Source organism: Collinsella aerofaciens (assembly GCF_015554145.1).
Taxonomy (GTDB): domain Bacteria; phylum Actinomycetota; class Coriobacteriia; order Coriobacteriales; family Coriobacteriaceae; genus Collinsella; species Collinsella aerofaciens_AA.
In genome coordinates, this window is record NZ_JADNHZ010000003.1 from 121767 (window position 1) to 148376 (window position 26610).

Here is a 26610-nt window from a genome sequence, read left to right on the forward strand (position 1 = left end):
TAAGTCCACTGAAAGGAGGCGTCCGAAAGGATGCCTCTTTTTTTGAGGGTTCGAATCCCCAGCCTCCTTTCTCCGCACAAAAAAGGGCCCCAAATGGGACCCTTCTTTCAAGTCATACTGGCGGAGAGCTGGGGATTCGAACCCCAGATGCCCTTTTGGGGCATACTCGCTTAGCAGGCGAGCACCTTCGGCCTCTCGGTCAGCTCTCCGTAACAGCCGTTCTATAGTAACCAAACAGCCAAGGATGAGCAAGAGGAAATTTTCTAATTGCCTAGCAGCCTTTCCTTCTTGAAAGCTTCGCCTACCCCAGCGAGCGGTTGAGGGAGCCGAGCTCGTCGTTGCCCATGGTGCGCCACATTTGGAAGATACAACCGCGCGCCAGGAAAAAGAAACCGTTGTCGACCAGTTGCACAGCGGCATCTGCCAGCTGATTCGTCACGGCGGACACTGGCGGCAGCTCGAGTCCAGCCTTGCGGATGGTCTCGACCGCTTCCTCGAACGTCGGAGGCTCGCTGACGCCCATCTCGTTCATAAGACCCTGCATTTCTTCCAGCGCGCTGCTGCCCGACTCCTCGCCGCGCGGCACCAGACGGTAACAAGCCAGCGCCAGGTCGAGCTGATCGCAATTCCAATAGGCAAACGCCAAGCGATAGAACAGGTAGCCGATTGCAGAACGATCGCTGGCAATACGTAGGCCGTGGCGCGCCACCTCGATAATCTCGTCAAAGCGCTCCAGACGCGCGAGCACGTTGATGAGCGCAAAGTGCGACTGCATGGACGAGCGCGCCAGATCGTAAAGATGGCGCACCTCGGGCAGTGCTCGTTCAAAGTCCTCTTGCTCGGCGTAAAAACTGCAGATCTCGTGCTGGGCAAAGTACAGCGCATCGGGCGCACGAAGGATTCGCACAGAGCGGTCTTCTTCCAACACCGGTAGCACCATGCGCACCAGCTGGTTATCGCAAAACTGCGTTTGAACCGGACCTGTCGCCAAAAGCTCGGCGACGGCGCACTTAGCCTCCAACTCCTCAACAAGACGGGAAAAGCCTTCAAAAGCACCTGTACGGTCGACTTTTGCCTGCTCGCGCAATTCAACAACACGGGCCACGTATGGGTCGTCGTCCTCTTCCATGACCTCCAGCTCGTCAGCCGTATCGGCAAGCAGCAGATCGCGCAGCGCCGGCGGCAGCATGCGATGGTCATCACGCGGACGAGCATGAACCTCCGCAGGTTCAATCGTCTCCGGAGCGGTTGACTCATATGCCTCAAGCACACGCTTGCACGGCATATCGTCCATGTCCATGCTCTCAAGATCCTTGGCGACAGGCACGCAATCGGCCAGATAGGCCGCGCGCCCAAAGAAATACGTTGCGACAACGCGCTCGCCCTGCTCACTGTCGGGAGCAGCAATCTGCACATAGCAGCGCGTGATGCAGGTGCCCGCGGCAAAACACGCTGCCGCAAGCGTGAGTGCCACGCGCGCATCGTGCTCCGCGGCCCAGATCGCGCGCGTGTCCTCGTCCAACTCGCGCCAGGCGTCATCCTGGGCATCGTATTCACGTTGTGGCATAGCATCAACGACAGACTGCCCAAACCGAACGAGCATAATCCCCTCGGCAACGTTTGCCCGATAGGTATAGTCGAGCCGCGTGACCACGTTAAGTGCCTCGACAATACGCGCGAAGCGGGTACGCACATCCCACTCACCGCCCGGCTGGCAAGCCACCGTACCCGGTTTGCCCCACGGGTTATCGCTCGAGACCGTATCGAGCAGTCGAGGAACATCGTTGGTCGTCTTGGCGATATGCCACGCATCAAAGAGCGCGCAGCCCTCAAGGCTCGGCGAGGATGCCGCAGGGACCAATCCGGCCCCGATGTGCCCAAGGATGCCGGAGAGACGGTTAAGACGGCACTCGATGGCAAGCAGCATGTCAATCTCGTCCTGGTCCAGCAGGCTGCGATCAAAATTGAGATAGAAAAGCTTTGAGCGATCGATGCGAGCCAGGCTCATCTCGGACTTAGCGGCGATGGTGCGCAAGCGAGGCAAGTCAATTTCACTCATAAGGGCGGCGGCATAGCGCTCGATACCGCTCGGATTCTCGGCATGGTCAACGCGGTAGAGCAGCGTCTCGATAGCGTCAGGTAGCGGTGTCGTGTTAAAGCCCAAAAACACCTCGACCGGCTCGGGCAACTTTACGAGCTTGATCTTGTCGGCAACGTTTTGCATACCCTCGTCGAGTCCGTCGGCGTCCGCCGTGCTCGCAATGGTATTTTCGGAGTCAGCGAATATCACGTAGCGCAGGAACATCGATGCCATGAATTCACCGTAAGGAAGGGAGCGGGTCGAATTCCATGTTTCGTGATCGGACTGTTCGCGCATGGGACCTTCGGGAGAGCCGACGGTTCGCGCGCACGCGCGCATCGTGCCGTTTGCTCCCCTCACCATAATCTCACCAATACCGGAGTCCGACTCGTCAAGGACCAGTTCCATGTCGGGATCGTTGGGCAGCGGAGCCTCGCTAACGGGGCGGTCCACCTTGTACACCTCACCCGAAACGCTTACGTAGCCCAAAAGCGACACATGGCTTTTGCCAACGAATTCGACGACATAACAAGATTCATGCTGATCCTCGCCAAAGAGTTTCCAGACCACGCCATATGAGCGTCCCGCAGGCTGCTCGGGCATCGCCGGAAAGCGCTTCTTGGGATCGAGAAACCTGAGCTTGTATGTCGGACGCTCTGCCACGAAATATCACCCTGATCGGTCGCTTGAGAAGGAGTGGTCGCGAATAAGTCGCGACATCTACTCGGAATCTTACACGAGTCGACAGGAAATCGTCCCTTTGGACAAAAGCACTCAAGCTGGCGCAAAAGAAAAGCCCCCGTTGCCGGGAGCTTTAATCTCAAATGGTGCGGCGTATAGGATTCCGCGCATCCGCTGCGCGGATCCGCACCGGCTTCGCCCGCCTGCCGGCGTGCTCGCCCGCGGGCTAAAAACGCTCCGCGTTTTCTTTACGCCCGCGCCTCGACCGAGGTTCGAATCCATGCGGTGTTTACGTAAAAGAAAAGCCCCCGTTGCCGGGAGCTTTAATCTCAAATGGTGCGGCGTATAGGATTCGAACCTATGACGTTCTGATTCGTAGTCAGACCCTCTATCCAGCTGAGGTAACGCCGCAACGCACGGATTATTATGCACGCGAGCCCCCGATGGGTCAAGCGACAATTAGAAAAAATTTTACGGAGTGATAATTAAGTTGTTCGTGCCTCGACCGTGGTTCGAATCCATGCAGTGCCGGCGTAAAAGAAAAGCCCCCGTTGCCGGAGGCTTTCAATTTCAATTGGTGCGGCGTATAGGATTCCGCGCATCCGCTTCGCGGATCCGCACCGGCTTCGCCCGCCTGCCGGCGGACTCGCCCGCGGGCTAAAAACGCTCCGCGTTTTCTTGACGCCCGCGCCTCGACCGAGGTTCGAATCCATGCGGCGTCCGCCTAAAAGAAAAGCCCCCGTTGCCGGAGGCTTTCAATTTCAATTGGTGCGGCGTATAGGATTCGAACCTATGACGTTCTGATTCGTAGTCAGACCCTCTATCCAGCTGAGGTAACGCCGCAGCGCAAGACATATAAAACCACTTTAGCTTATTGGAGTCAAGCACAATCTCAAACTTTTTTGTGAAACGCAGTTTTGTCATGCTGCTCCGCATATACCGTCGTTCCCCGTACGATCGATTGGCTTTTCGATCACGTCAAACTTAGCATCAAGTTCCCTCAGGAGCGATCTCACCCGCTGGGCACAATCATAATCGGCAAACGAGATACTCAACATGCGAGCAACCTGGTTAGATGTCCGGACCCCATAGAAGTGCTCCAGGGCCACAAGCCCTTCGTGCGCCACAAAGGTCTCGACCACATGCGGCGACTCCTCAAAGCACCATTGCGTCAACGGCCCCTCGCTCGTCTGTCGAACCACCAGGCCACCCATGCCAGACGGCTCACACGTCACAAGCAGGTACTCCCCGCCCTCGTCGCTCTCAAACAAAACCACCCGGTCATCAAACAGCTCCATCGCGTCCCCTTTCTCTCGCTCTTATTTAGCAAAAGCATAGCAGGTAGATTGCTGTATACAGAACAGTTGTTCGTGTGTTTTCTATTGAGCTGTCCGCACGGCATGGTATGGACCTGCGCACGAAATAGGGCGCCCCCGAAGGAGCGCCCTTGCATATCGCCTATGCAGCCAAGTTACGCGACCGGCTCGATCTTCTCGAGGCCGCCCATGTAGGGACGCAGGACCTCGGGGATCGTGATGGTGCCGTCGGCGTTCTGGTAGTTCTCCAGAATGGCAGCCATGGTACGGCCAGCCGGCAGGCCGGAACCGTTGAGGGTGTGCAGATAGCGCGAACCCTTGAAGTTCTCGGGGTCGCGATACTTGATGTTGGCGCGGCGAGCCTGGAAGTCACCGCAGTTGGAGCAGGAGCTGATCTCCTTGTAGGCGTTGTAGCTCGGCAGCCAGACCTCGATGTCGTAGGTCTGACGGGCAGAGAAGCCCAAGTCGCCGGTGCACAGGCTAATCACGCGATACGGAAGGCCCAGCTGCTGCAGCAGGTACTCGGCCTCGGCGGTCATGCTCTCGAGCTCCTCGTCGGACTCCTCCGGCTTAGCGAACTTGACCATCTCGACCTTGTCGAACTCGTGCTGACGGATGATGCCACGGGTATCGCGACCGGCGGAACCGGCCTCCTCGCGGAAGCAGGGGGTGAAGGCGGTGTAGCGGCGCGGCAGGGTGTCGGCGTCGAGGACCTCACCGGCGTGCAGGTTGGTGAGCACGACCTCGGCGGTGGGGATCAGGAAGTTGTCGCCCGAGACGTGATAGGCGTCGTCCTCGAACTTGGGCAGCTGGCCCGTGCCGAACATGGTCTGACGCTTGACGACGATGGGCGGCCACCACTCCTTAAAACCACGGCTGGTGTGCGTATCGAGGAAGAAGTTGATGAGGGCGCGCTCAAGACGGGCGCCGGCGCCACCGAGAACGGTGAAGCGGCTGCCGGAGAGCTTGTTGCCGCGCTCGAAGTCAAGGATGTCGAGGTCGGTGCCCAGATCCCAGTGCGGCTTAAAGTCGAAGTCGAACTCGCGCGGGGTGCCCCAACGACGGCGCTCGATGTTCTCGTCCTCGTCCTTGCCGTACGGCGTGGCCTCGCAGGGAATGTTGGGCAGGTGAGCCATGAAGTCGTACTGCTCCTGCTCGAGGGCGGTGCGGCGCTCGGCCAGACCGTCAATCTTCTCGTTGACGGCGCGCACGGCCTCCTTGGCGGCCTCGGCCTCGTCCTTCTTGCCCTCCTTCATCAGGGCGCCGATCTTCTTGGACTCGGCATTGCGCGTGGCTTGAAGTTCCTCAACCTCGGTGATGACGGCACGACGCTCGTCGTCGAGCTCAAAGAACTTCTCGCGATCCCAAGACGTCTGGCGGTTAGCCATGGCGACATCGATGGCATCGGGGTTCTCGCGAACAAACTTGATATCAAGCATTAGATCCTCCGGCGATATACATTCCATTTAGGTTGCAACCTTGTACATGTATGGGCAAGTATATACTTATGAGCGTTTACGACCCAACTCAACTACGCAAGAAGGCACCCAATGGACGCAGTTTTTTCCTTTTTGTTTGGCACCCGCACCGGTTTTGCCATCCTTTTCGCCGGCGGCATCCTGCTGTTTGCGATTCTTGCCTTTGTAATGGAGAAGCGCACCCATAAGATGTATGTCGACCGCGGCCCCAAATCCGAGGACGAAGAAGACAGCTTCTGGGACTAACCCGCCAAAAAGGGACAGGTTTATTTTGGTCGGTTTTATCCGGGCAAACGCAAGCGCCCCGCAACTGGAATTGAGCCAGTTGCGGGGCGCTTTTCGCTAAAAGGACAAAACCGCAGGAAAAACCTGCCAACATAAACCTGTCCCTAAATAGCAGGTTTTACTGGAGGGTTGCGTCGATTGCCTTGACCAGGGCGCTGCGCATGCCGGCGTCCTCGAGCGCGACGACGCCCTTGATGGTGGCACCGCCGGGCGAGCACACGGCATCCTTCATCGCTGCGGGATGCTGACCGGTTGCGAGCTGCAGCTTTGCCGTACCCAGCACCATCTGGCTCACAATGCGATAGGCATCAGCACGCGGGATACCGTGCTTGACCGCTGCATCGCCCAGGGCCTCGATTGCCATAGCGACAAATGCCGGAGCGCAACCACCCACCGTGCCGCCCACGAACAGCAGGCTCGTATCGAGCTCGACCACCGCACCGAGCTTGCCAAGCAGATCAAGCACCACTGCACTCTGCTCATCACTAAGCGTGGAAGCCTTCTCGCAAGCGATGACGCCCTCGCCCACCGAAACCGGCGTGTTGGGCACCGTCGAGATATGCGCGACGCCCGGCAGGACCTGCTCCCACTTGGCACTGTCCCAGGTCCAGGCAACCGACAGAACGACCTTTTTGGCAAGAGCATCCTTGAGCGGGGCGAATACCTTCTCGATCATGTACGGCTTGACCGCAGCGACCACGATATCGGATGCGGCGACAACCTCGGCGGCATCGTGGCAAGCGGCCATCCCGCGCGCCTCACAGCGCTCAACCAGTGCGTCGTAGCGACCCGCACAGGCGCACATGTCGCTCGCAGCTACACCGGCAGCGATCCAGCCATCGGCCATAGCGCTCGCCATATTGCCAAAACCGACAAATCCAATCTTCATATCACATAGTCCTTTCAGACACATTCCTCAAAACGAAAGCTATTGTCCCACGCCATTGTTTCGTATTGCTGACCTATTTGTGATACGGCTCGCCGCGGCTAATCTTGCAGGCGCGGTAGATCTGCTCCAGCAGCACCACGCGCGCCAAGTTATGCGGCAAGGTAATACGTCCAAAGCTGAGCATCTCGTCGGCTCGTGCGCGCACGTCATCGCTCACGCCGTCCGATCCGCCAATTACAAAGGCGATGTCGCTGCTGCCTCGCAGCATAAGATCGTCGAGCCTCGCCGAAAACTCCTCGCTCGAGCGCTCCTTGCCCTCGATAGCCAGCAGGATCACATGCGCTCGAGATGGCAAGGCGGCAAGAATCGCCGCCCCCTCCTTGTCGCGCGCGGCATCCACGCCGCCCGCCTTAGCCGGGTCGATATCGGCCACCTCGCGGATATCCACCTTGGCATAGGCACCTAGGCGCTTGGTGTACTCAGCGCACGCGTCCTTCCAAAAGCGCTCCTTGAGCTTACCGACGCAAACGACGGTGTATTTCACGCGCGTCTACTCCTTCGAATCGTTTTGAACTTTGCCGGCGGCCAGCATCTGCTCGAACATCGAGGCCGACTGCGAAAAGTCGCTCGGCAGCACGACCGTCGAGGTTTTACCCGTGCGAGCGAACTCCGTCATCATCTCGGACCACTGCGTAAACATGAACAGCTGGTTGGCCTCGTCATTGCCGACACCCGTCTCCTGGATGATCTCGAGCGAATCTTTGATACCCAGCGCGATGGCCTTGCGCTGGTTGGCGATGCCCTCGCCCGCCTTTTCCATAGCCTCGGCCTCGGCGGTCGCCTCGGTGACGCGCTTGATGCGGTCGGCCTCGGCGAGCTCCTGCGCGGCAGCGCGCTTGCGCTGGGCAGCGTTGATGTCGTTCATGGAGTTCTCAACCTCGGTCGGCAGTGCGATTTTGGTGATGAGCGTCGACACGAGGGTGAAGCCGTAGGCGGCCATCTGCTCGGAAACGGTAGCGTTGACATCCTTGGCGATGTCATCCTTCTTGGCAAAGACCTCATCGAGTGTGTAGACGGGGATGGAGGAGCGCAGGGCGTCGGTGATGAAGTCGCGCATCTGGTCGACGGGCTCCTGCAGCATGTAGTAGCTCTTGTAGATGCCCGAATCTGCCGGGCCGGCGCCCATGTCGTAGCTCACGTGGTACTGAGCGGAGACCTCAAGACCGATGGTCACGTTGTCCTGGGTCTTAACGTCGATGCCAAAACCGTTTTTCATGGTGCGCAGACTCACCGTGGCGGCCTTGCGGTCGATCACGGGTACCTTCATGTGGAAGCCCGCGTTGACGATACGGTTGAACTTACCCAAGCGCTCGATGATTACGGCGTGCTGCTGTTCAACGACATAACAGGCGTTGGGGAGCAGCAGCAACAGGATGATGATGGGAATCAAAAGGCTGGTAAGGGCGGCGATGATACCGGAAAATAGCATGGTCTCTCCTCTGATAGGCACACGTTGGCATTAGGATACCCGTCCAAGGAGATCGTGCATAACAAAAAAGCTCCCATTGCTGGGAGCTCTTTCAATCAATGGTGCGGGCGAAAGGACGTCCGCGTATCCGCTTCGCGGATCCGCACCGGCTTCGACCGCCTGCCGGCGGACTCGTCAACTCGCTAAAAACGCTCCGCGTTTTCTTTACGCTCGCTCCTTCGCAGGTTCAAGTCCCCGCGATGGGCCCATAACAAAAAAGCTCCCATTGCTGGGAGCTCTTTCATTTAATGGTGCGGGCGAAAGGACTTGAACCTTCATGGGGTTGCCCCCATACGGACCTGAACCGTACGCGTCTGCCAATTCCGCCACGCCCGCGTGCAGGAATTAGAATAACGGAGCGCCACCGCGAACGCAAGAACTATTTTTGAAAAAGTTTGCAGGCATTTTCCCAAGCGGCTTGCGCGATTGTTTCGGGGTCCTCACCTGTGCGATCGACACGGTCGTTAACCAGCGCGTTTGCCGTAATGGAGATCATTGCGGGCTCGCATTCAAGACCGCGGATGGGCTCCGGAGCCATATACGGGCAATCCGTCTCGAACAAAATTCGATCGAGTGGGGTTGCCGCAAATGCCTCGCGCACGTCGTCGTTGCGCTTAAAGGTGGCCGCACCACCATAGGCGATATAGCAGCCCAGCTCCACAAAGCGCTCCATCGTGGCGCGGTCCTCGCCAAAGCAGTGCAGCACACAACCGGCCTGGGGCACGCCCACCTCACGAAGCACGTTGTAGGCGTCCACGTGCGAGGTACGCTCCTGGTCCGTGTCCTCGTGACGCAGATGCAGCTCCACCGGCACGTTATGGCACACGGCAAGCTCGAGCTGACGCGCCATGCAGTCAATCTGCACGTTATGGGGTGCCGGCGCAATGTCGTCGTCATAGTCCATGTGGTAGTCCAGGCCGATTTCGCCAATACCGGCGCATAAGGGGTCATCGAGTGCGGCAACGACCTGTGCGTGAACGTCGTCGGTATAGTCCGGCGCGCCATACGGATGCACGCCGGCAAGATACTTGATCTGCGGGATATCCTGCATCGGCAGAATCTCGCGCGTCAGCCAGTCGCTATAGTCCGTCACGCTGCGCTTATCGGCAATGGGATCGAAGACCGTCACCAACAGGTCGATGCCCGCGGCTTTGGCGCGCACGAGTGTCTCGGGCACTTCTTTGCCCCAAAACGAAAGCAGATGCGCATGCGTGTCAGCAAGCGGTGCCAAGGGCACGGGACAAGCAACCGTCTTCTTTTTCTTGGTAAACGTCACGCGTTCGGCATTAGGCATCATGGATTAGCTCCTGGGCCAGACGGACAAAGTCGGCAACATCAAGCGTCTCGGCGCGCGTGGTGGGTGCGATACCGCAAGCCTCAAAGGCGGCATCGAGCACGTCCTTGGCAAAACCGTTGGCGCTCATGGAATTGCGGATGGTCTTGCGACGCTGAGCAAATGCAGCGTCAATCACGCGGGCCACAAATTCGCGATCGAGTTCTTCGGGCACCACACCGTCAACACGGTCGATACGCACGACGGCCGAGTCCACGTGCGGCGCCGGCATAAAGCAACGCGGCGGCACCTCAAAGCGACCCGTCACCTGCGCATACAGGCCGAGCTTTGCCGTATAGCCGCCATAGGTCTTGTTGCCCGGCACTGCGGCAATGCGATCGGCAACCTCCTTTTGCACCATGACGACAGCGCGCTTAAGCGTGGGCATCGTCTGGAAGAACTGAAGAATGATCGTCGCCGCCACGTTATAGGGCAGATTCGCGACAAACACCGTGGGTTCACCACCGGCGGCCTGCTCAATCTGCTCCGGCGTCACCTTGAGCGCATCGCCCATGATAAAGCGGAAGTTGGCATAGTCGGCGGCGTGGGCATCGAGCACCGGCTCAAGCTCGGGATCGGCCTCAATGGACGTAACGCACGCCGCTTCCTGCAGTAACGCAAGTGTCAACGTTCCACAACCCGGACCCACCTCGAGTACGCGCTCGTCACCTGCAAGCTCGGCAAGCTCGCAGATACGCTCGATCACATGATTGTCGATTAGAAAGTTCTGGCCCAGGCGATGCTTGGTCGCAAGGCCAAACTCCTCCAGCAGCTCCCTGGTGGCCGTGGGGTTTGCCAAAGGCGAAGTTGTCATGGTTGCCTCCTTAGCATGATGGCGGCGTCTTGAAACAAAAGGGCATGGACCGTGGCGGCCATGCCCTTACAGCTAAACATCAAATTGCCGATATGGCGCTCGCGCGGTCTCTACGCCAGACGCGGGAACAGCGGATCGCCCTTCTCGACGGGCTGACCACCGGCAAGCAGGCCCCAAGTGCAGATGCCCTTGAGGTCGTCGCTCGTGGCCTCGTCCTCGCAGGACAGGCGGCGCAGGGCCTCGGCAGAAGTCTGGGGCATGAGCGGCATCAGCAGGTGAGCGGCAATGCGGATGGCCTCGAGCAGGTTGTAGATCACAAACGCCAGCTCGTCAGCCTTGGCCTCGTCCTTGGCAAGCGCCCAAGGCTCGGAGTCCTCGATGTAGTGGTTGGCGGCATGGATGAGCTCCATGACCTCGTCCTTAGCTCCGCCGTAATCGAGCACGTCCATCTTGGCCATGTAGCGACCGACCAGGCCATCGGCAATCTTTGCCAGCGGGTTATCGAACGCGTCGGCAGACGCCGGTTTAGCCGGGGCGCAGCCGTCAAAGTACTTTGCGCTCATGTTGAGCGAGCGCGAAATGAGGTTGCCCCAGCTGTTGGCCAGATCGGCGTTGTAGACCTGCTCCATACGATCGAAGCTGATGGCGCCGTCGGTGCCGGGGACCACGTCGGTCATAAAGTAATAGCGGTAGCCCTCGACGCCCAGCATGTCGATAACATCCTGCGGAGCGATGGCGTTACCGCGGCTCTTGGACATCTTCTCGGCCTTGCCGGTCTCGGCATTGCGCACGGTCAGGAAGCCGTGGGCAAAGACGTGCTCGGGCAGGGCCTCGCCGATGGCCATGAGCATGGCGGGCCAAATGACGCAGTGGAAGCGGATGATGTCCTTACCCACGATGTGGAACTGCGCGGGCCAGCGATAGGCCAGCTCGGCACGCGCCTCGTCGGTGTCGACACCGTAGCCGACGGCCGTCATATAGTTGAGCAGCGCGTCAAACCATACATAGGTCACATGGCCCTCGTCAAACGGAACCTGGATGCCCCAGTCAAAGCTCGTGCGACTCACGGAAAGGTCGTTGAGGCCGCCCTCGACAAAGCTGCGAACCTCGTTCATGCGGAACGCAGGCTCGACAAAGTCGGGGTGCTCGTCATAGAGCTTGAGAAGCTTGTCCTGGAAGGCGGAAAGCTTAAAGAAGTAGGACTCCTCCTGGACGCGCTCAAGCGGACGGTGGCAGTCGGGGCATAGATGCTGGCCGACGCTGCCGTACTCCTCGTCGCCCTTCTGGACCTGCGTATCGGTGAAGTAGGTCTCGTCAGGCACGCAATACCAACCGTCGTAGCTGCCCTTATACAGATAGCCGGACTCCTTCATGCGCTCCCACAGGTACTGCACGGCATGATGCTGGCGCGGCTCGGTGGTGCGGATGAAGTCGTCGTTGGAGATCTCGAGCTTGCTCCAAAGCTCCTTGAAGTGCGGAGCCTGGCTGTCGGTCCACTCCTGCGGCGTCATGCCATGCTTGGCTGCGGCCTCGGCGACCTTCTCGCCGTGCTCGTCCATGCCGGTCAGGAACTTGACGTTATAGCCGGCGGAGCGGCGATAGCGAGCCTGAACGTCGGCGATGATGGTGGAATAAGCCGTGCCCAGGTGCGGATCGGCGTTGACGTAGTAGATGGGCGTCGTGATAAAGAACGAAGGCTTGCTTTGATCCATGGGGTTTGTCCTCCAGAAAAACGTTGCATACAGGGGATGATTCTAGCGCAAGGGCTGGATATCCTCCATCTATTGCATATCGAGCACCATGGCATAGACATCGCGCTTGCGGCGCGAATACTTCTGAGACAGGCGCTTGGCCACCGCAGAGGCGGGCTCCCCCTCCTCGAGCGCGGTGCGGATATCCTCGCGCAGGGCCTCGTCGGGATCCGCTGCCGTGGCGCCGACCGGCACGATACCGGCCTCCTCATCCTCGCTCGGTGGCGCGATGACCAGCGCAATCTCGCCCTTTACCTCGCCGCGAGCACGCAGCTCCTCGGCAAGCTGGTCAGCGGGCCCGCGCAAGACCTCCTCGTGCAGCTTGGTGAGTTCGCGGCAGACGGCAAGCTCACGCTGGGGAAAGACCTCCGCCACGGCCTCGAGCGTCGCCACGATGCGATGTGGAGACTCGTAGAAGATGAGTGCGCCGGGCACCACGGCAAGGCGCTGCAAACGGCGCACACGGTCGCCGTGCTTTCGGCCCAAAAAGCCCTCGAAGAAAAAATGCTCGCAGGGAATGCCGGACGAAACGAGTGCCGTGACGCAAGCAGAGGGTCCGGGAATAACTTCGACAGGCACATCGGCCTCACGCGCCGCCTCGACCAGCGCCTGGCCGGGATCGGACACGCTCGGCATGCCGGCGTCCGAGGCAAAGGCGAGGGTCTCCCCCGCCAGCAGACGGTCGACCAGGCCGGCAGCGCGGCTAGCGATCACATTCTCGTCGCAACGGACAAGCGGCTTGGAAATACCCAGGTGCATCAGCAGCTTTGACGTCACACGCGTGTCTTCGCAGCAGATGGCATCAGCAGCGGCAAAGGCCTCGCCAACGCGCGGGGACAGGTCGCCTAGGTTGCCGATGGGCGTGCCGACCACATAGAGTTTGCCCGTATGGGCGCTGTTTTGCGTCATATCAACCTATTCAATCATGCCGCGCTCGAGCGTACCGAGCGCCGCGCGGGCGTCCCATGCTGCAATGCGCTTCTCGGTCTTCCACGTTTGGAAGAACCAACCGGCAGCCGGCGCAAACGAAGCCAGCTGGTTGGCGATAAACACGCGCTCGTAGGCATTGCGGCCCTCGGGCGTAACCGACGAGTTAGCAAAGATCGCCGCGCCCGACCATTCGCCCACCAGCACGGGGAACCCAGTCGAAATCGCCTCTTTAAGCTCGCGCTTGTTACGCGAAATCGCCGTCGTCAGCCCGCGGGGGCTCGTGATGTCGAGCGCATACTCGTCGCGGTAATGGTACAGGTGAAGGTCCATGTAGACGTTCTTGTACTTGGCGCCGCGCATAAAATGCTTCCACTCGCTGGGATGCCCCGACGACGAGAAGACGACGATCTTATCCTCGGGCATATACGAACGGACGAGCTCGTAGGCATCGCGATAGAAATTGCGCAGGTAGTGAGCGGGAATGCCATCCGTCATGGTGAAGAGGCTCTTGCGAACGCTCATCTGCGGCGTGTCCAGCAGCTCAATGCCCAGCAGGCTCTCGGCCTCGCCATAGCGATCGGCCAAGCGCTCGAGCACGTCGAGTGCGACATGACGGCCGTTGGTGGACGAATGCCACTCGGCAACAGCCTCCGGCGTGGTGGGCGAATCGTTGGAATCGCCCTGGCCACCGGGCACGGTTGCCAGATCGAGCAGCACGCGGATGTCGTACTTGGCAGCCCACTCAATTGCGCGGTCGATGTAATCGACAACCGATATGTAGGAGGCATAGGACTCCTGTGAGCCAAAGGCATACCAGGGCACCGGCAGACGCACGGCATTGAGACCGATCTGCGCCATGCGACGAAAATCGTCCTCGCTCACAAACGTCTCGTAATGGCGGCGCATGCGCTCGTTATAGGCGGCGGTACCCATGGCCTCCTGTAGCTCGGCCGCGTTGGATGCACCGGTCGCCGCGTACAGCGACGGGGTCACCCAAGGCTCGGGAATAAACCAGCCAGAGAGATTAACGCCGAGTATCCTCTCCATCACTGCCCCCTTCGGATCATGCAGGTCGAACCCGCATCGTATTGCATAGGATAAGTATCGTTTTGAGTATACCCGCGTGTGCGGACAGGCGACCGAACGGTCTGCAAAGTGACGCGAAAGTGGGAGGAATGTCTGGGGCGGGCGGGCTCGGAATGGTGCGACGAGGTGTGTACGCGCGCCGGAGGCAGGCACCGGAAAGTGTGTCCCGTTCTGAGCCCTTATTCTGGGACGCAGTTTCCGCAGAACCCTACATAAAAGAAAAGGACCCCTTTGCAGAGGTCCTAGTCAATTCAAGGTGGCGGGGAAGGGAATCGCGTCCGCGCGCTGCGCGGACGGACCGCTGCGGCGCTTACGCGCCTTGCGAGCTGCGCTGGCAAACGCTTACGCGTTTACTCAGCTCCGCGCCCTCACGGGGTTCGATTCCATGTGGGGGCTGCATAAAAGAAAAGGACCCCTTTGCAGAGGTCCTAGTCAATTCAAGGTGGCGGGGAAGGGAATCGAACCCCTGACACGAGGATTTTCAGTCCTCTGCTCTACCAACTGAGCTACCCAGCCATTTGAGGTGTGCCTTGTTTCAAGGCTTGATTAGTATAACCAAGGACGCGTTCCGGTCAACCGAGAATTTCAAAAAAGTTTTTGAGCACAGCCTCGGTTCTTTAAATCGGCACGTCAGAGGCATCAGCCGGCAGCAAGAAGTTTTTCGCTCAGAGCCGCACGGGCAAACTCACTTGGCGTCATCCCCTCGGCAGCCGCCCGTCGACGAATGGCCTCCTTCATTCCCAGAGGAATCTTGACCGACAGCGTTGCCGTCCCCTCACCTGAGAGTGGGGGCCGTCCATGCACGATCCCACCAACGGTGTGTTCGCCATCCGGAAACTCTCCGCGCTCGTACGACTCGCACCACGCGTCAATCATTTCATCCGTTACAACCTGACCATTAGCGGCCGTATACGTCTTGCCCATCATCGACCCCTTTGCCGAGCCCGTTCAATCTCCTGCCAAAATTTCTTCTGGACTGGAGACAAGGCATGAATGATAAGCCCCCACGGACAAGCTCGACCGCGACAAGCTCCACGCTTCGTCCGTCTGGGAGCCATCCAATCGCAAGCCATCTCGGCGGCTCGTCCTTCGGCTCGCGACGAATGCACTCAGTAATCGCAAGCCAAGCGCTAAGCACCTGCTTTTCCGTCAGGTGCTTTTTAGCGTTGGGATGGATCTCAACATCCATGCATCTTCTCCTCCATCTTACCCAATTTCGTATGACGAAAGTCCGCTGTCGCCAATTCTTAAGCCGGCACGCGTTGGAGAGCAGGGGTCGAAACAATGATTGAAGGACGCTCTAGTACGGCCCAGGCGCCGGGGCAGGAGCACATACGCCAGGGACGTACGTTTTCGTAGCATACGAGGACATAGCCACGTGCATCGATAAAGGCGATATCGATGGGATAGGCCATAAAACACGTATGGACCGAAGAGCAGCGTGGAAATGCCATGACGAGCGGCAGACCGTTGGCGGCAACCGGACACCGTCCCAGCATGCCGCGCAGGCGCACGGCAAACGACTCCGCCACCGCAAACTCGGCCGGCGTCCAGCCCAGCCTATTGAGTGCCCGCGCGTAGGCGATGTAGGACGAGACCGCGGTCACATGACCACCCCCGGACGCCATGGATCGACCGTCACCGCGCGCTCGTGCGACAACGTTGTCGGCGCCCCCAGCGGAACGCCAGCGATGCTGAGAGAAGTCGGCCACGGCTCATAGTGCATGGTGCAGGTGTAGGTCCTAAACGTACCGGATAGGGAGAGCAGGCCACCATCCGATGCCTCCGCGCCTTGCTCGCTCGACACTTCGATCTGCAAGTCATAGCCTTCCATGGCATTCAGAATTTGAGTCCGGACCGTCGCCGAGGCATCGACAGAGCTTTCGTCGCCCTCCCCGCTCGGCGCCACGGCGTGCGCCAACACGATGTCGGGCACCACGCGGTCGAAGCGCGCGACAGCGCTGGCATAGATCATGACGTTGTATACGATGAGTGCCAGCACCAGCAAAACGGGCGTAACCACTGCTATCTCCACCGTCGCTTGGGCGCGCTCCTCGCGCAGACGCATGCGGATACTCATTACGACCCACCGCCCAGAGCGCCAACCAGCGTGGCGACATCGACGGTGAGCGGGATGGAGCCGCCGCCGGGCAGAGGAATCTCCGCAAGCGTGAACACCGTACCGCTGATGGTGCGTTCGACTTGATATTCCAACGCCTCGCAAAGCGCCTTGGGATCGGTCACGCCCAACGGAATACTTCGCAGTTTGTCTTGCGCTTGAGAGAGACCAGCAATGTCAGACCCCGGGCTCTTAATGACGTTGGCGGAATCAGTCAGCACCGGCTTTCGCAGGCGCAAGTCGCACGGTTCCAAACCCAGCGCCGCCACGGACGCCGAAACGGTATCGCCGAGCCACGATGCGATAGAGCCCAACGCGCCGCTGCCCCCTCCTAGGCCTTTAATCATCTCGTCCATAAGTTCGTCGGCCGAACCTTGGATGTCTCCGTATCCCACAAGCAGCCGTCCCCAGACATCCATGACGCCATCGAGTACGCCGGCAACGCCACCCGAGCGTTCCTTCAATGTCGAGAAAAATCGCGAAAGCACGTTGTTTTGCGCCGTCGCCTCATCGGGCGCCAGCACCGCGGCAGAGATGGCACCGCGATCGCCAAGCCTGACTGCCGTGTTAAACGAAGAGTTGAGCTCATCGGGGCTCGAGATGGCACCCGAAACCGCAAAGGCGACTACGCCGTTGCGGCCAGGTGGGGCGATACGCGGACGCTCACCGGAAAGTTCTTTGATGGCGGTATCGAACGCATTGCCCGCACGGTCGGCTTCGTCCTCGGTCTGACGCTCGAGCTCGAGCTCCTTGTTGCGACAGTCGACGTAGTCCTCCAGGGCGTCTTTAAACTTGTCAAAGTGATACTCGAAGCCGTTTTCGATAGAGGTTGAAGGCGCCGCAACAGCACCAAGCGACAAAACGCCAAAATGGCATTTGCTGCATTTATCCTGTCCATCGTAATCGGCAACCGAAGCAAATCCGCTCGGCGTCCCTTTCTTATAGTTAGGGCAGGTCGTCCCGTAATGCAGATACGCCTTGTCATCGTTCACGCTAGTCGGCCACACCGCATCGGTATAGAGTTCCGTCGCCCGAACCTCATCAGAGTTGCGCGGCAGCAGCGGAATATAGGAGGAAACCCTGTCTCCGTTCTCGGTTATATGTGCCCGATCGACCTCCGCGCTCGCATAGGTATAAAACGCCTTACGCGCCGCAGACTCTGCCTTCATCTCGACACTCGAGCCGTGGGGCTTCTCATTTGTCAGACGCCAATGGTAGTAGTCCTTCGCGCGATCAAGGGCAACTTGGGGCTCCCACGTAACGCTCGATGAGTAATGCGGATTTTGAACACCGGAGAGATCCGTTAGGCTTTTCGCACGCTCCCACATGCAAGAACAGCTGCCGACCGAGCCCTTGTCAGACCCACCACAATCCGCCAGCCAAGCACGCTCTTTAGCCTTCGCCGTGTCCTCAGAAGCCTTCCGCAGCTCCTCGGCCGCACACTCTAAATCATCTGATGTGTCTTTAATGGCATCGGTCGAGATCTCGGACCCCTCGAGCGCAGCGAAGTCAGACTCGGATGTCCTGGGCACGGCAAGCGCCGTACCGGTATAGGTCACACTATCGGTATCCTGCGCCGACACCGCCTGCGTGGCACGCGCGGCGATCAGATACGGCAGAGCCGTCTCGATTTTCTGTAAGCCTTCCGATGCGCTTTTGGCAAACTTGTTGCGCGTTTTAATGATCTCAATCCCGGTGTCGACCATATTGCCGGCAACCGGCTCGGCACCCGGGATGAGGATGGCGACCAGGCCCGTCCCGATCGTGGCAAACCCCGCCAGCCCCAGACTCAAGATGCTCGCATCAACCACCGTGGCAGCCGTGTGATAGGACGACACTACGTTGGCACCCGCCAGCGCGCCACTATCAGCCGCCACCTGAGTATCCCCGGCACGCGACATGCTCCATATCGCCGCGGTCGACGAAAACAACAATGTGAGCACCACTAGGATGACCACGGCAGAAGAAAGCGTGGTATAGGCGCCGTCTTCGATAAACAGATCGACACCGGCTCGACCCATAAAGCCGCCTCGTTTGCGGAGAGCGCCTGGTCGACGGCGGGCCGCAAACCCTTGCGTCACCCGCAACAGGCAGCGCCTAATCCCATGCAGCAATCCACGAATCATAATCTCCCTCCAGCCATTCGGGACGCGATTGATACGAGACATCGACCTTGAGCTCAACGTAGCCGCCCTCGGCGGTACCACCCATAGCCTGCGCAAACGCACCGATCACAGGCAACGGCTTGACCTCGCCGGAAACGGACACGGACGAGACGCCACCCGCACCGGCCCGGCCAAGCTCGATATCCCACGACAACGGCCCGCCGGCATGAAAGATCGAAACGTTGGGCACTGCGGCAAGTCGGCGGCGGGTGAACTCCTTAAGATCGTCGTCCTCCGCCGTCGTCGTGGTCATGAGCCGCGCGGTCTCGGCGGCGGCAGACTCCATGACCGCGCGCGTATAGAGCAGGCACACCGGTTGCAGCGCGAGAAGGATGAGTGTCAGAAACGTCGGCAGCAAAAAAGCGGCCTCGACCGTAGACTGCGCCCGGTCCTCGCGCGCGGCATCAATACAACGCGATGTCCTTAGCGGCCGCAGCGGCGTCGATAACCGACGTCGAGGCAACGCCATGGGATGCCGCCCGCTCAACCAGCGCCGCCAAGCGCCCATCGGTGCCGGCACGCCAAAGTCCCGCGATCGCCAGCACGATCGATAACAGCGCCACCGTGACGATGGCGTATTCGACCGTCGCCTGGGCAGATTCCTCACGCAGGACATCATGCATTTCACGATCCCTCCTTTGAGTCCGTTGCCTGCGGGCCCAGGCGCACGGCGCGCAGACGACACGAAGCATCGCCAGCATCCGCGGCAATTGTCACCATATCGACCCAGCCGCGTTCGTCGCGCACGATGGCGCCCCACACGTTTCCCTTGATGTCGAGATAGCCGCTCAGAGCAAGTTGCGCCGTGGGTACCTCGCGATAGGCACGCAGCATATCCGCCGCCGCTTCGGTCATCGGTCGGTCCTCGGACCATGCAAGCCGGACCGCAATCGCGTTGCCCTCAGGCGAATCCGTCGCAGTGCCAGACCGCTTGTCGAGCGTCCGCAGAAAGGTTTGCGCCGTGACAGCGACATCCGAATCGTCCGCATCTCGCATCTCATCTTTTTGAGACGCCACCGCCGAATCTGAGCCCAAATCGGAGGCGGTCCCAGGACGCTGCTGCCGCGCGGCGTTAAGCCCCCAAAGCACCGCCGCTATCGCCACGGTCAGGCAAGCAAACACCAGCAGCACCCCGATGGGGCGCTCGCCCTCTACAGGCTGTTGATGCCCTCGCTGATAGCGTTCCATAGATCTTGGACCTTGCCCTTAAATGCGACGATGGCGATAATCGCGATCACCACGAGCACGCCGACCAAGATGGCATACTCGGTGGTACCCTGTGCACTCTCCTCCTGCAATAGTTCCTTGGCGCGCTGACGAACACGTGCCGCCCGGCAAAACGCCCAGCCCTGGACCTTGCCAGCAGCGTCAGTCATCGTGTTCATGTATTCCTCCCTACATCATCCCGCCTGCTCCCAGCAGCGGGCCCAATATGGACAGAAGCAACGCCGGCAAGATGAGCGTGCCGGTGGGAATCAGCAGCTTGACGGGTGCACGCTCGATCTCGCGCTCGACCGCGGCGCGATGAGCCGCACGGATCTCGCGACTTTGAGCGGCCAGCGTCTCGGCAAGTGGGGCACCCAGGGCGAGCGCCTGCCCCACCGTGATGGCAAAGGTCTCGAGCGCTCGCACGTCCAGGTCGCGCGCGGCGGCCAACAACTCGTCCTCACGCGTGCCCACGCCCACCTGCCACGCCATGCAGGCGCGCTCAAGGCGAAGAGCCAGCACTGACCGGCGGTTGGCGCAGAAAATCTCAAGCGCCGCATCAAACGAAAGACCGGCCGAAAGACCCAAGCGCACAACATCGATCATCTCGGACACTTCGCCGAGCGACACTCGCGCCAGGCCGCCCGCTCCAACCGCGCCCTTCACTCGCGCGGTCAGAGCATCGACCACCGAGCGACCCGCGGCAGCGACCAGCACCGCCTCGCGCTTGCAGGCCCCTGCGATCTTGCGTGCATCCGCCCGATCCAAACCCGTCGCGACAAATACACTCAGGGCGCACAGGCAAGCCGCAACTGCAACCGGGGCGCTCATAGCTCCACCCGCATAATGCGCCGGATAACCACCAGGGCAACGGCGTTGAGGGCAAGACCCAGCACCACAGCGCCCGCGCCGGCAGGCGTCGCAAGACCGCGACGAAAATCTGCCGAAAGCAGCGCCAACACCGCGCACATGCCCGCCGGCATCGCCGCGACCATATGCGCAGACATGCGAGCCTGCGACGTCTTAACATCCAGGCGGCGCTTGAGCTCAATGCGCTCCCCCACCATGCTCGACGCCTCGGACAGTAAGTCGGCAAGCGGAGCGCCGGTGCGCTGAGACACCTTAAGCGCCAAGGTCACAAGCGAAAGACCGGGGGCGTCGATACGCACGAGCAAGTCATCGAGCGCGTCGGTCGCCGAGATGCCGCAATCGATCGCCGCCGCCACCCGCAAAAACTCGGTATGCACTGGCTCTTGCGCATGAGCGCCCACAAAGCGCATGCCCTGGGCCAGCGAATGTCCCGAGGCAAGCGACATGGAAAGTGCGGTAAACGCCTCGGGCATTGCCTCTTCTGCATCGTGTTGCTCGCGCCGGCTCTCAAAGCCATCCCGAGCGGCACCAACGGCAAACGGAGCAACAAGTCCCAAGGCAAATCCGAGGGGCGATAACGACACCATCGTTAGTAAAACGCAGCAGACACCGCTCGATAGCAGCAGAAACGCCAAACGTCCCGAAGCATCTTCGATCACGAGGCCAAGGCGATGCGCCGGAGCTAGCGATGCCCACGAACGGGCGATCTTTTTCAGCAGATCGTTTTCCACCAGCTCACGCGGCAGCTTCTCTGCCACCGTCTCGAGCGCCTGACGTGCCAGCTCCGCCGGCGGTACCTGCGGCACACGAGGTTCCGCCCCGCACGCCGTCGCGACAGAAAGCCCTGCCAAGCCCCCTACGACGAGGGGCACAGTGATCTCCATTCGTCCACCTCCTCTTGTGTGAGCGTCCCCGACCGCAGGCCTTCTGCGATAAACGGCGGCTCGCGGTCAAGCGTCCAGGTGCGCTCGGCGGCATCGAACGTCACATAGCGCTCGAGCTCTACGCCGCCCGATGCGGCGCGTCGCACCCCCGAATACGAGGAGACGAAGCGCCTGCCATCGGCGTGGCGCTCGGACATCACGATACCGTCGAGTGCCATGGCAATCTGCTCCTCGATGAGCTCGCTCGGCAGATCGATGCCATAACGTGCAAGCAACGTCAGACGCACCACGGTCTCCTGTTCTGAACCCGCATGAAGCGTGGTGAGCGACCCGTCGTGGCCCGTGTTCATGGCCTGCAACATGTCGCAGCACTCGGCACCGCGCACCTCGCCCACCACGATGCGGTCGGGGCGCATGCGCAGGGCATTAGTCACCAGGTCGCGGATCGTCACCGCGCCCTCGCCTTCAATTGAAGCCTCGCGCGCCTCTAGGCGCACCACGTGCGGATGATGCGCAAACTTGAGCTCGGCAGAGTCCTCGATCGTCACGATGCGCTCGCCGGTGGAAATCTCACATGACAACGCGTTGAGCAGGGTGGTCTTACCAGATCCCGTGCCTCCCGCAACCGCCAGGTCCTGTCGCAGCGACACCGCACACGACAGCAGCTGCGCATACCAAAGCGGCAGCGATCCCAACCCCACGAGCTCGTCCAGCGAGCAGATACGGTCCGAGAACTTTCGGATGGTGAGAATCGGTCCGTCAATCGCCACAGGCGGAATCACCGCGTTGACGCGATAGCCCGTTTTGAGGCGGGCGTTGACGATGGGGCTGCGCTCGTCGATACGGCGGCCAAGTGGCGAGATAATGCGGTCGATAAGCACACGGATCTGCTCATCATCCTCAAACGCATGCTCGATGGGGTACAAGACGCCGCCGCGTTCAAAGAAAGCCGAGCGGCAGCCGTTGATCATGATCTCGGTAACGGTGTCGTCCTCGATGAGCGGCTGCAACGGCCCCAAGCCCACCACGTCATCCAAAATCTCGTCGATGATAGTCTCGCGCTCGGGCGTCGCGAGATCGGTCGGCTCCTCAACATTGAGCGCCGCCTCCACCGCAGGACGCAATTCCGAGCGGGCAAGTGCCGGGTCGATATAGGCGCTGATACGCGCCACTTCGTCGTAACCCATGCGGTCCATCACGGCGCGCTTGGTGCGTCGTTTCACGGCGCGGCGACGCCCCGCATCTACAGGCGCTGCCGCCGCCGCAGCGCCGGCAGCCTTAATCCTCGTTTGCAGGCTCATCGCTGATCACCCTCGCGCGACCAGGGAAGGCGGATACGCGGGCGTTCGGTGCGCGTTGCACGGTCGGCGACCATATCGCTCCAAGGGCCGACGGCGCACCCCAGTTCCACGAGCATCTCGCGCGTGGCCTCGCGCACGCTAGTCGCAAAAGCGCTGGTCTGCCCCACTGCCTCGTCAGCGCGCCCAAACGCCATGAGCGCGGCGAGATCCTGCCCGCCATCGGCGATACGAATCTTGGAGCTTAACGCACAGGCAATCTCAAAGCGCATGGCGACGTCCTCGTCTGCCCCGCGCGCACCGAACCGGTTGAACACGGCGCTCATGCGCGTGCGCGGCACACCTACTCGACCTGCCAGTTCAATGACGCGCGATGCCGATGCCGCGGACGACACCGCCGCATCGCCAACGACCAGGCAACGGTCGCTCGCCGCCACCGCAGCCGCCACGGCGTCGCCCCAAAAGACCGAGGTATCGATAAAGACCACGTCGGATTCGCGACGCAGAACATCAAGCAGTAGCTCCACCGGACGTGCCATGAGCTCGGCTTGCTCGGGCGCCGCGACGGGACCCCAGAGCGTAACGCCCGGCGCCACGCGCATCGAAGCGGCTACGATATCCGGCTCGGTGAGCATGCCCGCCGCCGACGGCTCGATAAGTGCCGCCATATCGCGCGGAGCATCGACGCCTAACAAGTCGTAAAGGTTTCCAAACATCAGGTCCAGGTCGAGCACGGCGGCACGCAAGCCCAACAGCGACGATGTGTGTGCCATGGTGGCAACGATCGTCGACTTGCCGCAACCGCCCGAACCCGAAATAGCGCAGATGACTGGAGCTCGATGCGGCGGAGCGGTAGCGTCTGCCGGCGGCATCGGAGGCGGCGGGGCGGGCGTCGGTGACAGCGTCCCCGTCTCCCCCGCCGCAACCACGTGCTGCGTCCAAGCCGGCATGGCTGCTTGTTCGGTCTGCGAGGCAGGCTCGTTCTGCGCAATCTGCTCATGCTGCATCAGCGACAACTCGCCGCACCCGGCAAGGCCCTCAACTTCGTCGAGTTCATCCGCCAGATTCACGCCGTGCACGTATCCCATATCTACTGCCGGGGAGTCGCCAGCATGCTGCGCCGGCCCTCCAGCGTCATCGTATACAAGGGGGTTCCGGGGGCGCCGACCATGCTCGGCTTCCGCTTTTCCATAATCATCAACACGCGGGCCTCTTGTAGCGCGAGGCGCCCCGGGTTCCCTATCAACAAAAGCATCGGGCTCAATCGTCATGCGCCGATCGGAATCAACCGCTCCCTCGCCCGCGCGCCCGTTGCCGCATATACTGTGTGCAGCGATGACCTCGGTCGCCCCCGCGCGAAACAGCCCCTCGATATCCGACGGATCGAGCGCTTCTATCAACACGACCACGCGACTCACGCGGCCTTCGGCCGTCAGGCGCGCAACAGTCTTGCGCACATCTTCGGTATCAAACAGAGACGCCGCGATGATGGCAGCCCCGCGGCGCGACGGAAACGCCCGCGCCATGGAAACCAGCCCGTCCAGGTCACCCACGCGAAGCACCTGTGCACCCGCATCACGGCCCTCGACTTCCCGCTGCAACAGCCCGTAATCGCCGCACGCGCAGCACGCAAGCCAGATCGCCTTCATCACTCGTCGCCTCCGCTCTTTTTGCCGCGCGCCGTGGCGGGAATCGTCAAGCTGACCGTTCCCTTGCCCGAGGCTCCCAGCAGTTCCTTGACGTCTTCGGGGTCAGCCGCCAGCGTCACCCATTCGATCTTGCCCTCGCGCGTGGCACCGGAATCCTCACTGGTATCGATCACGTACGCGCCGCACAGCCGATCGGTCACGCCGTCTTTTTGCACATACACATCCACGTAGCTGCCCACGCCCGTAGCACCGCCGACCGAGTGCTCGGCATCGACCGCCACCGAAACGGCGACCTTGCCCTTAGGCACCTCGAGCTTGCGGCTCTCGACCTTGGTGTAGACATTGCAGATCACGGCGTTTTTGGGAATACGCGAAGTCGTCACGTCGCCGCGCACCTGGCGCAGCTCGGTCGCCGCGTCACGCGGCAGCAGACTCGTCAGCCACTCCTGGGTTATGACATTGGTCTCATCGAGGGTCTCGCCCACATCGATATCGCGCGCCGCGACGCATACCTCGACGCGATCGCCACCGTACTTGGCCAAGGTCTCAGCCTGGACCTGTTCGGCTTGTGAGCGGATCGATGAGCCGTAAACCATGCAGAGCAGAGCAGCGAGCACGCCCGCGACCAGACTGATGGCGATGCGCTTGCTCTTGTTCACGGCCGCTCCTCTCATGGCAGTGCCGGGCGAATGCCCGTACCACCATTGTCTGGGCGGTCAGAGTGCAAAGCGGCGCAATCGCAATCTTGGTTTTCGATGTCAAACCAATCGCTGACCAAAAGCTGACCAGCCCGTCAAGCTCGTGGCAAGGTTTTGGTCAGCACGTCAGCAAACTGCATGTTTCGAGGCTTTTCCGCAGCAAAAAGCCGTCTCCCGAACAGTTGGGAAACGGCTGTCATAGGAAAAATCAATTACAGATGGACATCGGGATCGAGCATTTGAGCACTCACGCGCATGGATAACGCCAGGTTTTGGAACGTTTCCAGACGCAGGCTATCGATCTGCCCGGCGTCCTCGGCCTCGCGAACGGCGCAACCCGGCTCATGGGTATGCGTGCAATCGCCAAACCGGCACGCGCGCGATGCCTCGACAATCTCGGGGAAGGCGCGGGCCAGTCCCCGCTCGTGACCCACGAGCGGTAGGCTGCGCAGGCCCGGGGCATCGGCGATCACGCCGGCGTCGCCCGGCAGCGTCACCATCACGCGCGCGACGGTAGTGTGACGGCCCTGGTCGTCGCGTTCGCGCACACCGCCGGTCGCCAACGTATCGTGGCCCAGCAGCGCATTGAGCAGCGTCGACTTGCCGGCACCCGACTCGCCCAGAATCATGGCGCAGCTCCCGGCAGGCACGCAGGCACGGACCTCGTCCAGGCCGCGGCCCTCGGCAGAGGACGTCACGATCACGCGCACGTCCGGACCCACCAGGCGGCGCACGCGGTCCAGATCGCGCTCGAGTTCCTCGGCATCGCAGCGGTCAGCTTTGGTGAGTACCACCACCGGCTCGGCATCGCAGTCGAGCGCCAATACCAGCGAACGCGCCACACGGTCGAGCAGCACCTCGCCGGCACCGAGCGCCTGCACGATTAGCACGCTATCCACGTTGGAGCAGAGCACCTGGCGCTCTCCGCGGGCACGGCCGCGCCAACGCTCAAAGCTCGTACGGCGCGGCAGCACGCATTCAATCACGCCCATATCGTGCCCGGGAGCGCGGCGCACCGCCACACGATCGCCCACGGCAGGCAGCAGGACCTCGTCCCCACCGCGCGACTTGGCAAATCCCACGGCATGCTCGGCGCGGAAGGTATCGTCGGCAGTCGCCACCAGCGGAAACCCACGATCCAAGCGCACCACGGCGCCAAGCTGCATCTGCTCGGGCTCCTCGGCATGTGCGCAGAAATCATCAAAGGCAGCCTGCTGAGCTTCATCGACCGGCAGGTCATCAAACGCCGGAACATCCTGCAGCGCGTCAAGCCCCGGTACACTCGCCAGCAACTCCTCAGCAGATGCAGGGGGTTCGGTCGCGAGCTTCCGACGACGATCACGCTTAGCCCGCGCCCCCGTCGTCTTTTTCTTCGCCTTAGCCTTAGCCTTGCCCACAGATGCCTCCCAGCACCAAAAATCACAACTGAGCAGGTATTTTAAATCAAAAAGAGCTGGCCGGGCAAAGCCCTAAATCAGAACCACCCTTAAAAAGGGTGGTTTGCTCTTAGGGTATAACCCACGGGCCCCGGGCTCGCGTCTAAAGGCGCG

General features: G+C 60.8%; 27 protein-coding genes and 5 tRNA genes. 1 reads left to right on the forward strand and 31 read right to left on the reverse strand.

Translation table 11 applies throughout. From position 1 onward, the window contains the following. Positions 1-118: 118 nt before the first annotated feature. The 6 genes from I2E13_RS02105 to serS all read right to left on the reverse strand — a co-directional run bounded on the left by I2E13_RS02105 (position 119) and on the right by serS (position 5516). Positions 119-209: transfer RNA gene (locus I2E13_RS02105), tRNA-Ser, on the reverse strand. Positions 210-301: 92 nt separating this feature from the next. Continuing rightward, positions 302-2743 carry a tetratricopeptide repeat protein gene (locus I2E13_RS02110; protein ID WP_195404061.1) on the reverse strand — a complete coding sequence of 814 codons (2442 nt, stop codon included), beginning with the start codon at positions 2741-2743 and terminating at the stop codon, positions 302-304. Between the two features lie 352 nt (positions 2744-3095). Beyond that, a tRNA-Arg gene (locus I2E13_RS02115) sits at positions 3096-3172 on the reverse strand. 355 nt (positions 3173-3527) lie between these two features. Continuing rightward, a tRNA-Arg gene (locus I2E13_RS02120) sits at positions 3528-3604 on the reverse strand. A gap of 77 nt (positions 3605-3681) precedes the next feature. Then, positions 3682-4059, reverse strand: coding sequence for a hypothetical protein (locus I2E13_RS02125; protein ID WP_195404062.1), 378 nt, complete (start codon positions 4057-4059; stop codon positions 3682-3684). A 173-nt stretch (positions 4060-4232) separates the two neighbouring features. Further along, a complete protein-coding gene (gene serS / locus I2E13_RS02130; RefSeq protein WP_055285929.1) occupies positions 4233-5516 on the reverse strand; it encodes a serine--tRNA ligase in 1284 nt (427 codons plus the stop codon). Between the two features lie 111 nt (positions 5517-5627). On the opposite strand from serS, the gene I2E13_RS02135 reads away from it, so the two are divergent. Further along, positions 5628-5801 carry a DUF6724 family protein gene (locus tag I2E13_RS02135; RefSeq protein ID WP_006235069.1) on the forward strand — a complete coding sequence of 58 codons (174 nt, stop codon included), beginning with the start codon at positions 5628-5630 and terminating at the stop codon, positions 5799-5801. Between the two features lie 157 nt (positions 5802-5958). Here I2E13_RS02135 and proC read toward each other — a convergent pair whose 3' ends face one another. The 25 genes from proC to rsgA all read right to left on the reverse strand — a co-directional run bounded on the left by proC (position 5959) and on the right by rsgA (position 26226). Then, complete coding sequence (gene proC / locus I2E13_RS02140) at positions 5959-6729, reverse strand: pyrroline-5-carboxylate reductase (RefSeq protein WP_117628982.1); 771 nt, start codon at positions 6727-6729, stop codon at positions 5959-5961. Between the two features lie 73 nt (positions 6730-6802). Further along, entirely contained in the window at positions 6803-7273 is a 471-nt protein-coding gene (gene rlmH, locus I2E13_RS02145; protein ID WP_117563694.1) for a 23S rRNA (pseudouridine(1915)-N(3))-methyltransferase RlmH, read from the reverse strand. Between the two features lie 6 nt (positions 7274-7279). Beyond that, positions 7280-8218 (reverse strand): SPFH domain-containing protein, encoded by a 939-nt coding sequence (locus I2E13_RS02150; RefSeq protein ID WP_117778818.1) that lies wholly within the window; start codon positions 8216-8218, stop codon positions 7280-7282. A gap of 288 nt (positions 8219-8506) precedes the next feature. After that, positions 8507-8593, reverse strand: a tRNA-Leu gene (locus tag I2E13_RS02155). A 43-nt stretch (positions 8594-8636) separates the two neighbouring features. After that, the gene (locus I2E13_RS02160) at positions 8637-9554 is read right to left on the reverse strand and encodes a TatD family hydrolase (RefSeq protein WP_117778817.1); all 918 of its coding nucleotides are present in this window, start codon (positions 9552-9554) and stop codon (positions 8637-8639) included. After that, complete coding sequence (gene rsmA / locus I2E13_RS02165; protein ID WP_117778816.1) at positions 9544-10404, reverse strand: 16S rRNA (adenine(1518)-N(6)/adenine(1519)-N(6))-dimethyltransferase RsmA; 861 nt, start codon at positions 10402-10404, stop codon at positions 9544-9546. Before rsmA ends, I2E13_RS02160 begins: the two co-directional genes overlap by 11 nt. 110 nt (positions 10405-10514) lie before the next feature. Further along, on the reverse strand, positions 10515-12116 hold the full coding sequence (metG, locus tag I2E13_RS02170) for a methionine--tRNA ligase (protein ID WP_195404063.1): 1602 nt from the start codon (positions 12114-12116) through the stop codon (positions 10515-10517). 69 nt (positions 12117-12185) lie between these two features. Further along, positions 12186-13064, reverse strand: coding sequence for a 16S rRNA (cytidine(1402)-2'-O)-methyltransferase (gene rsmI, locus I2E13_RS02175; RefSeq protein ID WP_195404064.1), 879 nt, complete (start codon positions 13062-13064; stop codon positions 12186-12188). Positions 13065-13070: 6 nt separating this feature from the next. After that, positions 13071-14132 carry a glycoside hydrolase family 5 protein gene (locus I2E13_RS02180; RefSeq protein ID WP_195404065.1) on the reverse strand — a complete coding sequence of 354 codons (1062 nt, stop codon included), beginning with the start codon at positions 14130-14132 and terminating at the stop codon, positions 13071-13073. A 482-nt stretch (positions 14133-14614) separates the two neighbouring features. Then, positions 14615-14687 (reverse strand) — tRNA-Phe (locus tag I2E13_RS02185). 123 nt (positions 14688-14810) lie between these two features. Continuing rightward, the gene (locus I2E13_RS02190; protein ID WP_035137167.1) at positions 14811-15095 is read right to left on the reverse strand and encodes an ATP-binding protein; all 285 of its coding nucleotides are present in this window, start codon (positions 15093-15095) and stop codon (positions 14811-14813) included. After that, complete coding sequence (locus I2E13_RS02195; protein ID WP_195404066.1) at positions 15070-15360, reverse strand: hypothetical protein; 291 nt, start codon at positions 15358-15360, stop codon at positions 15070-15072. Before I2E13_RS02195 ends, I2E13_RS02190 begins: the two co-directional genes overlap by 26 nt. Positions 15361-15418: 58 nt before the next feature. Continuing rightward, positions 15419-15778, reverse strand: coding sequence for a DUF192 domain-containing protein (locus tag I2E13_RS02200; RefSeq protein ID WP_226790440.1), 360 nt, complete (start codon positions 15776-15778; stop codon positions 15419-15421). Beyond that, a complete protein-coding gene (locus tag I2E13_RS02205) occupies positions 15775-16251 on the reverse strand; it encodes a TadE/TadG family type IV pilus assembly protein (RefSeq protein WP_117563701.1) in 477 nt (158 codons plus the stop codon). Before I2E13_RS02205 ends, I2E13_RS02200 begins: the two co-directional genes overlap by 4 nt. Further along, positions 16251-18311 carry a hypothetical protein gene (locus I2E13_RS02210; RefSeq protein WP_195404067.1) on the reverse strand — a complete coding sequence of 687 codons (2061 nt, stop codon included), beginning with the start codon at positions 18309-18311 and terminating at the stop codon, positions 16251-16253. The genes I2E13_RS02205 and I2E13_RS02210 overlap by 1 nt, the downstream gene beginning before the upstream one ends. A gap of 76 nt (positions 18312-18387) precedes the next feature. Next, positions 18388-18924 carry a TadE/TadG family type IV pilus assembly protein gene (locus tag I2E13_RS02215; protein WP_117563703.1) on the reverse strand — a complete coding sequence of 179 codons (537 nt, stop codon included), beginning with the start codon at positions 18922-18924 and terminating at the stop codon, positions 18388-18390. Continuing rightward, positions 18860-19078, reverse strand: a complete 219-nt coding sequence (locus I2E13_RS02220; RefSeq protein ID WP_117563704.1) for a hypothetical protein — start codon at positions 19076-19078, stop codon at positions 18860-18862. The genes I2E13_RS02215 and I2E13_RS02220 overlap by 65 nt, the downstream gene beginning before the upstream one ends. A gap of 1 nt (position 19079) precedes the next feature. Further along, a complete protein-coding gene (locus tag I2E13_RS02225; protein ID WP_195404068.1) occupies positions 19080-19643 on the reverse strand; it encodes a hypothetical protein in 564 nt (187 codons plus the stop codon). Next, positions 19607-19840 (reverse strand): hypothetical protein, encoded by a 234-nt coding sequence (locus tag I2E13_RS02230; RefSeq protein ID WP_195404069.1) that lies wholly within the window; start codon positions 19838-19840, stop codon positions 19607-19609. Before I2E13_RS02230 ends, I2E13_RS02225 begins: the two co-directional genes overlap by 37 nt. A 10-nt stretch (positions 19841-19850) precedes the next feature. Then, positions 19851-20492 carry a type II secretion system F family protein gene (locus I2E13_RS02235; protein WP_195404070.1) on the reverse strand — a complete coding sequence of 214 codons (642 nt, stop codon included), beginning with the start codon at positions 20490-20492 and terminating at the stop codon, positions 19851-19853. Next, positions 20489-21415, reverse strand: a complete 927-nt coding sequence (locus tag I2E13_RS02240; protein ID WP_117563706.1) for a type II secretion system F family protein — start codon at positions 21413-21415, stop codon at positions 20489-20491. The genes I2E13_RS02235 and I2E13_RS02240 overlap by 4 nt, the downstream gene beginning before the upstream one ends. Beyond that, positions 21388-22716 carry a CpaF family protein gene (locus tag I2E13_RS02245; RefSeq protein WP_006235095.1) on the reverse strand — a complete coding sequence of 443 codons (1329 nt, stop codon included), beginning with the start codon at positions 22714-22716 and terminating at the stop codon, positions 21388-21390. The genes I2E13_RS02240 and I2E13_RS02245 overlap by 28 nt, the downstream gene beginning before the upstream one ends. Next, positions 22713-24362 (reverse strand): nucleotide-binding protein, encoded by a 1650-nt coding sequence (locus I2E13_RS02250; RefSeq protein ID WP_117628993.1) that lies wholly within the window; start codon positions 24360-24362, stop codon positions 22713-22715. The genes I2E13_RS02245 and I2E13_RS02250 overlap by 4 nt, the downstream gene beginning before the upstream one ends. Further along, the gene (gene cpaB, locus I2E13_RS02255; RefSeq protein ID WP_226790441.1) at positions 24362-25021 is read right to left on the reverse strand and encodes a Flp pilus assembly protein CpaB; all 660 of its coding nucleotides are present in this window, start codon (positions 25019-25021) and stop codon (positions 24362-24364) included. Before cpaB ends, I2E13_RS02250 begins: the two co-directional genes overlap by 1 nt. A 251-nt stretch (positions 25022-25272) precedes the next feature. Then, the gene (rsgA, locus tag I2E13_RS02260; protein ID WP_187361889.1) at positions 25273-26226 is read right to left on the reverse strand and encodes a ribosome small subunit-dependent GTPase A; all 954 of its coding nucleotides are present in this window, start codon (positions 26224-26226) and stop codon (positions 25273-25275) included. Positions 26227-26610: the final 384 nt, after the last annotated feature.

Excerpts from the sequence above, each read along its gene's own strand:
- I2E13_RS02190 (WP_035137167.1), bottom strand. The coding sequence starts at position 15,095 with ATGGGCAAGACGTATACGGCCGCTAATGGTCAGGTTGTAACGGATGAA.
- I2E13_RS02160 (WP_117778817.1), bottom strand. The coding sequence starts at position 9,554 with ATGATGCCTAATGCCGAACGCGTGACGTTTACCAAGAAAAAGAAGACG.
- metG (WP_195404063.1), bottom strand. The coding sequence starts at position 12,116 with ATGGATCAAAGCAAGCCTTCGTTCTTTATCACGACGCCCATCTACTAC.
- I2E13_RS02235 (WP_195404070.1), bottom strand. The coding sequence starts at position 20,492 with ATGAGCGCCCCGGTTGCAGTTGCGGCTTGCCTGTGCGCCCTGAGTGTA.
- rsmA (WP_117778816.1), bottom strand. The coding sequence starts at position 10,404 with ATGACAACTTCGCCTTTGGCAAACCCCACGGCCACCAGGGAGCTGCTG.
- rsmI (WP_195404064.1), bottom strand. The coding sequence starts at position 13,064 with ATGACGCAAAACAGCGCCCATACGGGCAAACTCTATGTGGTCGGCACG.
- I2E13_RS02135 (WP_006235069.1), top strand. The coding sequence starts at position 5,628 with ATGGACGCAGTTTTTTCCTTTTTGTTTGGCACCCGCACCGGTTTTGCC.
- serS (WP_055285929.1), bottom strand. The coding sequence starts at position 5,516 with ATGCTTGATATCAAGTTTGTTCGCGAGAACCCCGATGCCATCGATGTC.
- I2E13_RS02220 (WP_117563704.1), bottom strand. The coding sequence starts at position 19,078 with ATGCATGATGTCCTGCGTGAGGAATCTGCCCAGGCGACGGTCGAATAC.
- I2E13_RS02245 (WP_006235095.1), bottom strand. The coding sequence starts at position 22,716 with ATGAGCCTGCAAACGAGGATTAAGGCTGCCGGCGCTGCGGCGGCGGCA.
- I2E13_RS02240 (WP_117563706.1), bottom strand. The coding sequence starts at position 21,415 with ATGGAGATCACTGTGCCCCTCGTCGTAGGGGGCTTGGCAGGGCTTTCT.
- I2E13_RS02250 (WP_117628993.1), bottom strand. The coding sequence starts at position 24,362 with ATGAAGGCGATCTGGCTTGCGTGCTGCGCGTGCGGCGATTACGGGCTG.
- I2E13_RS02125 (WP_195404062.1), bottom strand. The coding sequence starts at position 4,059 with ATGGAGCTGTTTGATGACCGGGTGGTTTTGTTTGAGAGCGACGAGGGC.
- I2E13_RS02210 (WP_195404067.1), bottom strand. The coding sequence starts at position 18,311 with ATGGGTCGAGCCGGTGTCGATCTGTTTATCGAAGACGGCGCCTATACC.
- I2E13_RS02230 (WP_195404069.1), bottom strand. The coding sequence starts at position 19,840 with ATGAACACGATGACTGACGCTGCTGGCAAGGTCCAGGGCTGGGCGTTT.
- I2E13_RS02205 (WP_117563701.1), bottom strand. The coding sequence starts at position 16,251 with ATGAGTATCCGCATGCGTCTGCGCGAGGAGCGCGCCCAAGCGACGGTG.
- I2E13_RS02150 (WP_117778818.1), bottom strand. The coding sequence starts at position 8,218 with ATGCTATTTTCCGGTATCATCGCCGCCCTTACCAGCCTTTTGATTCCC.
- I2E13_RS02195 (WP_195404066.1), bottom strand. The coding sequence starts at position 15,360 with ATGGATGTTGAGATCCATCCCAACGCTAAAAAGCACCTGACGGAAAAG.
- proC (WP_117628982.1), bottom strand. The coding sequence starts at position 6,729 with ATGAAGATTGGATTTGTCGGTTTTGGCAATATGGCGAGCGCTATGGCC.
- I2E13_RS02225 (WP_195404068.1), bottom strand. The coding sequence starts at position 19,643 with ATGGAACGCTATCAGCGAGGGCATCAACAGCCTGTAGAGGGCGAGCGC.
- I2E13_RS02215 (WP_117563703.1), bottom strand. The coding sequence starts at position 18,924 with ATGGCGTTGCCTCGACGTCGGTTATCGACGCCGCTGCGGCCGCTAAGG.
- rsgA (WP_187361889.1), bottom strand. The coding sequence starts at position 26,226 with ATGCAGCTTGGCGCCGTGGTGCGCTTGGATCGTGGGTTTCCGCTGGTG.
- I2E13_RS02180 (WP_195404065.1), bottom strand. The coding sequence starts at position 14,132 with ATGGAGAGGATACTCGGCGTTAATCTCTCTGGCTGGTTTATTCCCGAG.